The sequence below is a fragment of the Flavobacterium plantiphilum genome (assembly GCF_046000495.1).
GTDB classification, from domain to species: Bacteria; Bacteroidota; Bacteroidia; order Flavobacteriales; family Flavobacteriaceae; genus Flavobacterium; species Flavobacterium plantiphilum.
The window spans coordinates 40216-52425 of the sequence record NZ_JBELQA010000009.1 but is presented as its reverse complement, the minus strand read 5'-3'; the positions used below and the strand labels follow the sequence as shown (position 1 = coordinate 52425).

At 35.0% G+C, this 12210-nt stretch carries 12 protein-coding genes; all 12 read left to right on the top strand.

Going from position 1 to position 12210, the window contains the following annotated elements:
* Positions 1-245: 245 nt before the first annotated feature.
* Positions 246-2753 carry a nitrite reductase large subunit NirB gene (nirB, locus tag ABS764_RS14490; RefSeq protein ID WP_408082507.1) on the top strand — a complete coding sequence of 836 codons (2508 nt, stop codon included), beginning with the start codon at positions 246-248 and terminating at the stop codon, positions 2751-2753.
* 90 nt (positions 2754-2843) lie between these two features.
* The gene (gene nirD, locus ABS764_RS14485; protein ID WP_408082506.1) at positions 2844-3221 is read left to right on the top strand and encodes a nitrite reductase small subunit NirD; all 378 of its coding nucleotides are present in this window, start codon (positions 2844-2846) and stop codon (positions 3219-3221) included.
* Between the two features lie 33 nt (positions 3222-3254).
* Positions 3255-3842, top strand: a complete 588-nt coding sequence (locus ABS764_RS14480; protein WP_408082505.1) for a DUF4202 domain-containing protein — start codon at positions 3255-3257, stop codon at positions 3840-3842.
* A 12-nt stretch (positions 3843-3854) separates the two neighbouring features.
* The gene (locus ABS764_RS14475) at positions 3855-5666 is read left to right on the top strand and encodes an ATP-binding protein (protein WP_408082504.1); all 1812 of its coding nucleotides are present in this window, start codon (positions 3855-3857) and stop codon (positions 5664-5666) included.
* Positions 5667-5750: 84 nt separating this feature from the next.
* Entirely contained in the window at positions 5751-6410 is a 660-nt protein-coding gene (locus ABS764_RS14470) for a response regulator (RefSeq protein WP_408082503.1), read from the top strand.
* A 362-nt stretch (positions 6411-6772) separates the two neighbouring features.
* Positions 6773-8257 (top strand): MFS transporter, encoded by a 1485-nt coding sequence (locus ABS764_RS14465; protein WP_408082502.1) that lies wholly within the window; start codon positions 6773-6775, stop codon positions 8255-8257.
* 367 nt (positions 8258-8624) lie between these two features.
* On the top strand, positions 8625-9062 hold the full coding sequence (locus ABS764_RS14460) for a hypothetical protein (RefSeq protein ID WP_408082501.1): 438 nt from the start codon (positions 8625-8627) through the stop codon (positions 9060-9062).
* Positions 9063-9221: 159 nt separating this feature from the next.
* Positions 9222-9386 (top strand): hypothetical protein, encoded by a 165-nt coding sequence (locus ABS764_RS14455; RefSeq protein ID WP_408082500.1) that lies wholly within the window; start codon positions 9222-9224, stop codon positions 9384-9386.
* A 21-nt stretch (positions 9387-9407) separates the two neighbouring features.
* The gene (locus tag ABS764_RS14450) at positions 9408-9968 is read left to right on the top strand and encodes a hypothetical protein (RefSeq protein ID WP_408082499.1); all 561 of its coding nucleotides are present in this window, start codon (positions 9408-9410) and stop codon (positions 9966-9968) included.
* 177 nt (positions 9969-10145) lie between these two features.
* Complete coding sequence (locus tag ABS764_RS14445; RefSeq protein ID WP_408082498.1) at positions 10146-10946, top strand: hypothetical protein; 801 nt, start codon at positions 10146-10148, stop codon at positions 10944-10946.
* A 167-nt stretch (positions 10947-11113) separates the two neighbouring features.
* Positions 11114-11719, top strand: a complete 606-nt coding sequence (locus ABS764_RS14440; RefSeq protein WP_408082497.1) for a hypothetical protein — start codon at positions 11114-11116, stop codon at positions 11717-11719.
* Between the two features lie 38 nt (positions 11720-11757).
* Positions 11758-12210: SMI1/KNR4 family protein (locus ABS764_RS14435; protein ID WP_408082496.1), on the top strand; the 453-nt coding region annotated here is incomplete at its 3' end.

The following is a 12210-nucleotide window of genomic DNA, read 5'->3' as shown; positions in this document are numbered from 1 at the left end:
GAAAGTGTTTTTTTAAAGCATTTTTAGATTTTATTCTTTTGTGAAATCATAAAAACAGCTATGCATACAGGATAAACAGCTTTGAATCATTAGAAAATTAAAAAAACAACCACCCTTTTTTACATATTTTATATTTTAACACCTTCCTTTTCATAATATCTTAATTCAGAGTAAAAAATAAAAATTAAGTATCGTAATTAAGTATTTATACGTATATTTGCTTCGTAATACTTAATAATGATATTATGATAAAAATAATTGTAGTCGGAAACGGCATGGTGGGTTTCAAGTTTTGCGAAAAATTCGTTTCAAAATCTGGACAGGAAAAATATCAAATTACCGTATTTGGTGAAGAGCCTAGACGTGCTTATGACCGTGTTCACCTTAGTGAATACTTTGCAGGAAAGTCAGCTGATGATTTATCAATGTCAACTGCAGCATGGTACGAAGAAAATAATATCATATTAAATACCTCTGAATTAGTTACTGATATTCATAAAGAAAACAAAACTATTACAACGCATCTGGAGAAAACGCATTCTTATGATTATCTGGTATTGGCTACCGGTTCAGCTGCTTTTGTTCCGCCAATTGAAGGTGTGGAGAAAGAAGGTGTTTTTGTTTACAGAACAATAGAAGATCTGGATGCTATTATGGCTTACGCCAAAAAAATAAAGCAAAACGGTGCGACTGAAGCTGCGGTTTTAGGAGGAGGTTTGCTTGGACTGGAAGCTGCAAAGGCAGTACGTGATTTAGGATTGAATCCTCATGTGGTTGAATTTGCTCCGCGTTTGATGCCAAGGCAATTAGATAAAGGTGCCAGTAATATGCTTCGTTCTAAAATTGAAGAACTGAATATAAAAATACATCTAAGTAAATCTACTCAGTTTATTGACGGTGATGATTACATTACCGGAATGATGTTTGAAGAAGAAGAACTTTTAAAAGTGGATATGCTTGTGATTTCAGCAGGTATCAAACCACGGGATGAACTGGGAAGAGGAGCAGGTCTTGAAGTTGGTGTTCGTGGCGGAGTTGTGGTAAACAACAAAATGCAGACTTCCGACCCAAATATTTTTGCTATTGGAGAAGTTGCTCTATACAATCACATGATTTACGGACTTGTTGCTCCGGGTTATGAAATGGCCGATGTGGCTGCTGAGCAAATTTTGCAAGGAGACAAAACCATGAGAGAGAGTATTGATATGTCGACTCAGTTAAAATTAATTGGCGTTGAGGTAGCAAGCTTTGGTGATCCATTTATAGAACATCAGGAAGGAACCCCTATTGTTTATGAAAATAAACTAAACGGAATCTACAAAAGAATCAATATTTCTAAAGACGGAACGAAACTTTTAGGAGGTATTCTTGTAGGTGATTCCAGTGATTACAATACCTTATTCCAAATTTACAGCAACGGAATGGCGATTCCTAAAAACCCGGAAGATTTAATTCTGGGTGCCAGAGGAGGAGAGTCTTCTTCTATGGGAAGCGCTATGGATTTGCCGGATACAGCCGTAATTTGTTCTTGTGAGAATGTTACTAAAGGTGCTATTTGCTGTTCTATTACTGACGGAAGCTGTGAAACTTTTGGTGATGTGGTAAAAGCAACGAAAGCAACTTCGGGTTGTGGTGGTTGTAAGCCAATGGTTGCCGACTTAGTAAAAGAAGCTCAGAAATCATTAGGAAAAGAGGTGAAAGATGTAGTTTGTGAGCACTTTGCTTACAGCCGTCAGGAATTATTTGATATTGTAAAAATCAATAAATTCACCAATCATAACGAAGTGTTAGGGACTATAGGAAAAGGAGATGGTTGTGAAATTTGCCGTCCTGTATTATCATCTATTTTCTCCAGTATTTATAATGATACTGCTAACAAACACGTAACTTCTCAGGATTCCAACGACAGATTTTTAGCTAATATTCAAAGAAACGGAACCTATTCTGTTGTGCCAAGAATGGCTGGTGGTGAAGTAACTGCCGAGAAATTAATTGCAATAGGTGAAGTAGCGAAAGAATACAATTTATATACTAAAATAACCGGAGCACAACGTGTGGATTTATTTGGTGCCGAACTAAATGATTTGCCGGCTATCTGGAAAAAATTAATTGACAAAGGTTTCGAAAGTGGTCATGCTTATGGGAAATCTTTAAGAGCAGTAAAAAGTTGTGTAGGAAACGCCTGGTGTCGTTACGGTATGGACGACAGTACCACATTGGCCATCGAACTGGAAAACCGTTACAGAGGAATCCGTTCTCCGCATAAATTAAAAGGAGGTGTTTCTGCCTGTATCAGAGAATGTGCAGAAGCCAGAGGGAAAGATTTTGGAGTGATTGCGGTTGAAGGCGGGTGGAATCTTTATATCTGCGGAAATGGTGGAGCTAACCCAAAGCACGCAGTACTTTTAGCAGAACAAATTGACAAAGAAACTGTCTTTAAATACATGGATCGTTTTCTTATGTACTACATCCGCACTGCGGGACCACTGGTTAGAACTTCTACCTGGTTAGAAAAACTGGAGGGCGGACTTGATTATCTTAAAAATGTAATCATCAACGACAGTCTGGGAATTAACGAAACGCTGGAAGCTGAAATGCAACAATTAGTAGATACTTTCGAATGTGAGTGGAAGCAGGCAATCGAAGATCCGGAAATGATGAAACGTTTCAGACATTTTACAAATTCAGATGAACGTGATGAGACAATTGAATACATCCCGCTTAGAGATCAAAAAATGCCTGTAGCCTGGTAATATTTTCAAAAGAGTAGTTTATAATTTAAGGAATTATTTGTTTTCCTGATGCATTCAAAATCAGTAAAATAAAATCAAAAATAAGATGACATGGAAAATATATTAAACAAATATGAATCAGTAACTCCGGATAATGTAAAAGTATGGTTTAACGCCGGAAAAACTGCCGATTTTCCAGCTGATGGAGGTGGATGTGTGAAATACAAAGACAAACAAATTGCTGTGATAAACTTTGAAAGAAGAAATGAATGGTATGCCTGTCAGAATTTGTGTCCTCATAAAATGGAGATGGTGCTTTCAAGAGGAATGATAGGTTCAGTTGATGAATTGCCTAAAATTGCCTGTCCCATCCACAAAAAAACATTCTCTTTAAAGGACGGAAGTAACTTAAGCGGTGATGATTTAAAAATTGCAACCTACCCTGTGAAAATTGTGGAAGACGAAGTATTGATTGGGTTTATGGATTAAATATGTATCTTTGAAATATCAAAAATACACCAAATGACAACTACACCATTTCAACAGGCAAGCCAGTGGATTGATGCCGAAAATGCACAGGATCCAAACATAGAAACACACGAATCCATAAGTTTTCCTAAAGAACTGTTATACTCTGACAGGATGTATAAAAGACTTATGGATTTTTGTCCTGATGCTTCTGAAGAGGTTCAGATTGCTGCTAAAGCGCAACACATTTGCCGTTGGAAAATAGCCAGAGAATCTTACCCTATGGATCGAGTGGGCTATTTAAAATGGCGAGAGGATTTAAAAAAATTCCATGCTAAAACTACAGCAGGAATTCTGGAAAAAGCGGGATACAATGCTGAATTTATTGCCAGGGTTTCTTTCTTAATTGAAAAAAAATTACTTAAAAAAGACGAGGAAACACAATTACTGGAAGATGTAATCTGCCTGGTTTTTTTAGAGTTTTATCTTGAACCTTTTGTCGAAAAACACGATACCGAAAAACTCAAAAACATTATTCTGAAAACCTGGAATAAAATGTCTGAAAAAGGACATCAGGCCGCCCTGAAAATTAATTACACTCCTTCTAATCTTCAATTAATTAAAGACGCTCTGGGATTGTAATTAGACTCCATTATGACAAAAGAAGTAAAAGCATTATCGGATAAACTTAATTTTAAAAAACTAAAGCAGATGTATTTGTTTGCATTAGTTACGATTGCTGTTACAGTACTTTTAAGTCAGCTGCTTATCCAGCATAATATCAGCAGTCAGATTAATGATTCCCGGCTGATTAATATTTCCGGAAAACAGCGTATGCTGAGTCAGAAACTGGCTAAAGAAGTATTGATATTAAATTCTTTTTCAAAAGATTCCAATCGGGAGGTACAGATTTCGAATATAAAGAAAACGCTGGCACTCTGGAAATTTACGCATCTTGCTTTAGAAAAAGGAAACGACAGTCTTAATTTTCCAAAAGAGAAAAGCACTACACTGCTGTCCTTATTTAAAAATATAAAGTCAAATGTCGATCTTATTGACAGTGCTACAATCCGGTATCTGAACAATAGAAACAACGCTGATTTCCGGTCAGAAAATAATAAAGAAGTACAAATAATTCTTGACAATGTAGCCGTTTTTATTGCTAAAATGAACCGTATTGTAGGGCAGTATGAGCATGAAGCTTTAGACAAAGTAACCCGTCAGCGTAATATTGAATACGGAATTCTGAGTTTTACGTTGTTTGTCTTATTTTTAGAGTTTCTGTTTATTTTTAAGCCTACCAATAAAAAAATTGAATTGCTGATTTCTAAATTACTCGTTTCAGAAAGAAGAGCTATCAAGCTGGCACGGGATACAGAAGCGATTAGTATTATTAAAGAAAACTCTGTAAAAGAATTGAAATCGCTCAATTTTGCAATGGAAAATACTTTATTGTATTGCCGCATTACTCCACAGGGAAAAATTATTCACATGGGAGAAAAATTTGCAAAGCTGCTGCAATACAATCCCTCTTTTGATACGGATAAAAGTTTTTCTAAAGCCATTACAGCCGTTGAAAAAGAACAGCAGGCAATCGATCAGATTATAACAGATAAACAAAGAGGAGGCTGGCAGGGGGAACTCAATACAACTGACAGAAACGGAGATACGCTCTGGCTGGATATGTCTATGATTCCGGTTCGGATTAGAAAGGAAGAGTCTGAATTACTGGTGATATGTTTTAATATTACTGTTAGGAAAAATGCCGAATTAGAAGTAGAGCGACTGAATCGGGAAAATATTGTAGAACGGATTAATCAGCAAAAAATCATTTCGAGCAAAATTGTTGAAAATCAGGAGAACGAGCAAAACCGAATTGCCCGCGAAATACACGACGGAATAGGTCAGATGCTTACCGGATTGAAATTCAGTTTGGAAAGTATCAATTTAGATGATAAAGAAAAATCGACACAGAAGATAGAATACCTTAAAAAGTTGTCTCTGGATATTATCAAAGGCGTACGTACGGCAACTTTTAACCTGATGCCGCCCGAATTGAGTGATCATGGCATTGTTCCGTCTATTTCTAAACTAGCTTTAGAACTCACTAAGCTTACCGGAAAAAACATTCAGTTCTACAATAAAACCGAATTTGATCAGCGTTTAGACTCTTTAATCGAAATCAATATTTATCGTTTAACACAGGAAGCGATTAATAATGCTATAAAATATGCGGAGTCTTCTCATATTATTGTACAGCTTTCGCACAGTAATAAAATACTAAGTATTACGGTGGATGATAACGGTAAAGGATTTGATGTTGCCTCTGTAGAAAAAAAGAGAAACAGCGAGTCAGGAATGGGATTATTGTTTATGAAAGAACGGGTAAGGTACATTAATGGAAGGGTGTTTATCAACTCTATTCCGGGCGAAGGTACCCGTATAACCTTTAATATTCCTATATAATTTTAAAATAAAATACGTAAAAAACACGTATATTGCACTACTTTAAACTAAGTAGGTAATTTAATTTATTAAACGCAGTAAGTTATGAACGATACAATTCGAGTGGTACTGGCAGACGATCATTTTTTTGTGAGAGATGGTATTAAATCACTTTTAGAAAGCGAAAAAAACATTGAAGTAGTAGGCGAAGCGACCGATGGATCAGAAGCTTTAGAGGTAGTAACCGCTACTAAGCCTGACTTATTAATTGTGGATATCAGAATGCCGCATCATACCGGTATTGAGGTGGTGGAAAAACTGCGCAATCAGAATAACACGGTCAAAATTATTGTGTTATCGATGCATGAATCAGAAGAATATGTGTTAAAATCAATTAAGGCAGGTGCCGATGGTTATTTGTTGAAAGGTTCGAGCAAAGAAGAATTTATGAAAGCTTTGCATGCTGTGGCAAACGGAGGAAAGTATTTCACCGGCGATATTTCTTCTATATTAATCAATCAGTTAACCAGTGCAGCCAGCACATTAGAGCCTAAACCTGTTCTAGCCGAAGATTTAACCATTACTAAAAGAGAAAAAGAAATCCTGACACTCTTATTATCCGGAAAAGGAAATAAAGAAATAGCCGAAGCTCTGGAAATCAGTAAACGTACTGCCGAAGTACATCGTTTTAACCTGATGAAAAAACTGAAAGTGAAAAACCTGATGGAACTTTCTAATAAAGCCACTGAATATTCATTGATATAAAAATCTTAATAAAAGGATAATTTACCCTTCTGTTTTGAATCCTGTTTTTAGTTACGGCTAAGAACAGGATTTTTTATTACCGTCTTTTTAACCGTAAAGAACACAAAGATTACCGCAAAGTGCACAAAGATTAATCTGTGCTAATCTGAGTAATCTGCGGTGATTTTAACCCTAAAGTTTACAAAGTTTTAGAAGGGGCAAAGATAAATCCTTTTAAATCAGCGTGATCAGCGGCCCAAAAAGCATAAGTAGTAAATACGTATTTAAATAAGTATTTTTACTTAATTATTTTGTAAAACCTGCGTTTTCGCAACTTTTTAACCGATGATACTACTTAAATTTGTCAAAAAATATAAGTAGTTATGAAAAACGCAAACTCATTATCCAAATCGCACCGAATGTTATTTCTTAATACATTAGCCTTCACAGTATGTTTTGCCTGCTGGACGCTTAATGGGGTGCTGGTAACCTATTTAGTAGAAAAAGGAATTTTCAACTGGAGTGTTATTCAGGTAGGCTGGCTGCTTGGAATTCCTATTTTAACAGGAGCCGTAATGCGTTTGCCTATGGGTATTTTAACCGATAAGTTCGGCGGAAAATATGTTTTTTCATTATTGCTGTTATTGTGTTCTATTCCGTTGTTTTTATTGCCTTTTGCCAGTAGTTTTACCATGTTTGCTCTTTTAAGCTTTTTATTTGGTATGGTAGGAACCAGTTTTGCGGTAGGAGTGGGCTATACCTCGCTGTTGTATCCCAAGGAATGGCAGGGCAGGGCACTGGGGATTTTTGGTATGGGAAATGCCGGAGCCGCAATCACCACCTTTATAGCACCTTCATTACTGAATCAGTTCTCAGCTACTGATCCTGAAAACGGCTGGAAATTATTACCCGTGATTTACGGAGCAGTCTTATTAATTATCGGAGTACTGTTTTTGTTTTTTGCAGAAAATAGAAAAATGGAAAAATCAACTAAGACCATTCCGCAAATGTTAACCACCTTAGGCTGTGTGCGTGTATGGCGCTTTGGTGCCTACTACTTCCTGGTATTTGGCTGTTTTGTGGCTTACTCCCAATGGCTGTTACCTAATTTTATGAATGTGTACCAAACGAGCTTAGTGATGGGCGGAATGTTTGCTACCTTATTCAGTTTACCATCCGGAGTAATTCGTGCTTTTGGAGGTTATTTATCCGATAAGTACGGAGCCCGAAAAGTAATGTACTGGGTACTGGGTTCTTCAGTGGTGTTAAGTGCTTTACTGATGGTTCCTAAAATGGAAGTAACTACTGCAGGTGCGGGAATCATGGCCAAACAAGCCGGTGTTGTTACGGCAGTGTCTCCTACAAATATTAAAATTGACGGCACCGCTATAGCTGTTGAAGCCAAAAAAGAAATTACAAGCGATGGCAGCGGTATTTTTCCAACTAAAACTTCATGGCAGGAAGTAATCGTGGCCGAAAATCAAAGTGTAGCCAAGAAAGAGCTGCTGGCCAGAGGAATTACTAAAATCAGGTTTGATGCTAATATGTGGGTATATCTGGTATTGGTAGTGTTAATTGGTATTTCCTGGGGAATAGGTAAGGCAGCGGTGTACAAACACATTCCTGAATATTTCCCAAACGAAGTAGGTATCGTGGGAGGAATGGTAGGATTATTAGGAGGTCTGGGCGGATTCTTTTGCCCAATTATCTTTAGTTACCTGCTTAATTTCACCGGACTCTGGTCCAGCTCATGGATGTTTGTATTGTTATTCTCGATAATCTGTCTGATATGGATGCACATCACCATCACTAAGATGATGAATAAAAACGAACCCACTTTATCCAAACAAATCGAAACTAAAAACTAAATTCTAATTTCTATACACAACTGGAAACCATCCTTTTCAATAAGGGTGGTTTTTTTTATGGAGCTATTCCCGCTGTCCGCTATATCTTTCCTGCCAAACCCTGGCAGGAAAGGATGCCGCTACCATCAGGGCTAGGAGTATCTATTTTTAAAAGAAAAATAAACTCCAAATCCAGCTCCAATCTTTAAAGAAATAATTGACAAATAAAAAGGTTTACAGGAAATATTTGTAAGATTTATTTATATATTAGCTAAAAAATAAACTCTGACGTTAGTCAGACAAAGCAACCCGATTTAAGGGTGATAAGTCTGATTTTGTCAGACCTATATACTAGTTGTGCGGCAGCTAAAAAGACGACAATCAATAGATGAAACGAATTCTGACAATATCAATTATTCATCTCATTTTAACTTTGAATAGTTGTAAAGAGAAAGAGACGAGCGGAATTATCATTGCCGAGACACTTTACGTTCATCAAGGCTACGAGACCAACAAGGAATTGAGAAACCTAATTCAAGAAACCTTGAACAAAAATGAGAAAGCAATACCGAAAATGATAAGTTTCCCTTGTGGTGGCGGTGCAGGTTGCTATGACTTAGGATTCGTTCTGACTCAGATAATTTATCAAATTGGAGAAGAAAATTTTAATCAAATGGTTCTTCGACTTGACAGAAATGAAATTAAAGGACTTCGGAGTTTAATCAGAGTAGGACTAGAATATGGAGACCACGACAATGACGGAAAAGTTGACGACAGAAAAATTGAAAATGAATTTCTGATATTGAACGAAACATTGAAAAAATAGAAAAAGCCGACCGCACAACAAAAGCTATACGTAATGCGGGTTTCGATTCTAAATTGAAAGTAAATGAATATTAACATAAATAGCGTTAGGCGTACAGTGAAGTGCTTATTAATCCCGCACTACGCATAGCCAAACCGTTAGGCACAAGCTTTAAAAAAAATGAGCACTAAACACGAAATAGATACTTATTCGAAATTAGCACTTGGAGGAACATTTTTTCTTCAAGAATCATTTCGTTATTTGCATACAGCTTTGAAATATGAATTTGCATCAATTTTATTTTCCGAAGAATTAAATGCTATTGAACCTTCAACAGAAGACTGAAAAATACTTGACAAAACTTATTTGCCTGATAATGCTATCGGAATTTTACAATCAAATATACCAGATGTCCTAACGTCTGAAACAATAAATTTAATGTCAAACGCATGGCAAAAATCTCAATTCAGAGCGGAAAATGAAAAACATAAATTCGGATTGAATCATCGAATAGATTCAATTGAAATATTAGGTCACTTAAATAATTTTGGATTCTTTATAGAAACACTTGTAAATAGGCATTTGCTCTTTTTAAATCAAACAGGTGTAATAGATGAGTTTAGTTATGCTAGAATTTCAATCTCCAAAATAATGGAGCGTTTAATATACATATTCAAAGATGATTTAAATAACAATAAAGTTCATCTGAATGAAATAACTAATTTGTTCAGTTTAAGAAATAAAACAGTACATTTTACACCTGATAATGCTATTGCTCTTAAGCCAAAAATATCCGAACTAATACAGATTTGGAGTCAAAGCATAAAGATTATCACTAAGTTTGAACAAAAAGAAAAATTTAATGAAGAAAATTTTTCAAAGAGATTGGAAGAACATATAATAGAAATAAAAACTCATTGGACATGAAAAAAGCCTGCGCCTAACACTTGCTACAAGAGATTTGGGCATTTGGCATAATTTGAAAATGGTCTTGTATTTGGGATGTTTAGGCAAATCCGAAGATAAGGCTTAATTTAGTCCCAAACCCACTGTAGTGCCAGAACGTTGGGCATATATAGCCGTAAAGAACTAAAAATGAAACAAATGAAACCACTTTTAATAATATTTCTATTTAGCATCTCTTCTTGCTTCGGTCAAAACTATTCATTAAATGACTTTGAAGAATGCAAAATTCCCGAAATGGATAGCAAAGAGTGGTATGATTTTAATCATTCATCAAACAAAGAGTTTATTTTTACTTTAGAATCTGGTAAAATAAAAATATCAAAACACAAGAATGAAGCTTCGGTCGAATATGATATTCCTAACGGAAAATTGATTGGTATCGATATGGGAGAATTTGGAGGTGGACTATACTATAGACCAAAAGACTCAACTAAAATATATTATGTTAATGGGAAAAATGGAAAAGATATCAAACCGAGGTGGTTTGGCGGTCTAATGACTAACGAAACGGATCCAATTAATAAGGTTCTTAAAGATTCTAAATTACTGAAAAGCGGGAATGTAAAATTTATTTTTGGGATTAAAGATTCAATTTATTTGCTTGGAGGCTTATCACATATGGCATTAAATTCTGGAGGACTTTACACAATTAATTTCAAGGATAATAATTTTCTTATTTCGGGAGCTTTAAATCTTGAAGACGCTCCTTCTGCTATGTCTATCTATAAAGATTGCATTTATTTAGCAGGTAATAAAGGATTTTATGTAATTGATAAAAACTTGAAGTTAAAGACAATTTTTGACAATTTATTTTGGTATGGACTTTATCCAGCTTCCGTACTTGTAATTGATAAAGAGAATGTATTTGTAACAATTAGAGGTGGTTACGTAAAAATAAATCCTGAAAAGAAAACGATAAAACTTTATAAAGCAAAATAATACATCGCCCAACACACGTCTTGCGCCATTTGCGAATTTAGTGGAATTACAGTTTTTTTATCGTATTTTCGTTTAGCCGAAAATTGATCGTTTACGCACTTCCAGCCATCTCAAAGCAGCGACACATTAGTTTTTAACTCATAATGCTAATGAAGCTTTTAAGAAAAATGAAAAAACTAATCTTATTACCATTACTACTGATTTGCGTAAATACATTTTCACAAACTAAAAGTAAAAAAGATACTTTCACTTTATTGGTAACTAAAGTACACGGAGATTTAAACAAAGACAATTTAGAGGATAAGGTTGTAGTTACTCAGGATACAATTAATGAAAATGCTCCCTATAAACTTCAGATATTTTTTGCTCAACCCAACGGTCAATTTAAATTAATTGCAACATCCACTAAAATAATTACGCCACAATATCCTGACGGAAGAGATGGTTATCGAACGGGTGATGGATTTATGGATGTTACAATTAGTAAAGGAATAGTTAGTGTGAATTTTGGTTTACTAAGAGGGCATTTTGAACATAAATTCAGATTCCAAAACGGGAACTTTGAATTAATTGGGTTCTCCTCTGTATCATCTGATGGACACGGAAAAATGTACACTACTGATTTTAATCTTTCTACCGGAATAAGAATTGAAAAAATAGAAAATTATGGTGAAGATGACGATGGAGTTTCAAGTAATATAAAAAAGAAAATACTCATAAGACCTTTGCCGAAAATTCAAGACGTTGAACCTTATGAAAACGAATTATACTAAAAAAAAGCGAATTGATAGCATACTTAAAATAAATAAAAATGCCATTTCCAATAGATGTTAAATATATTATTGAAACAGAACAAGAACTTGGAGTTGTTTTTCGCGACAATTTCAAATCTAAAATGGTGCAAGAAAATGGAGGCGAGTTAATGACAGAGGACGATGATTGGCAACTGTTTCCTTTTTTTGACAAATCGGACAAAAAAAGAATAAGCAGAACTTGTAACCATATTGGTTTAGAAACAAAGCAAGCAAGAGAGTGGGATGATTTTCCACCTAACGGAATAGCTATTGGTTCAAATGGTTGTGGGGATATTTTATTGTTGTTGCCTACAACTCAAAATATCAAAAAACTAAATGAAAAAGTTTTTATTTGGTTTCATGAAACAGGAAAAATTGAAAAACTAGCATATAATAATAATAATAATAATAATAATAATAATAATAATAATAATAATAATAATAATAATAATAATAATAATAATAATAAT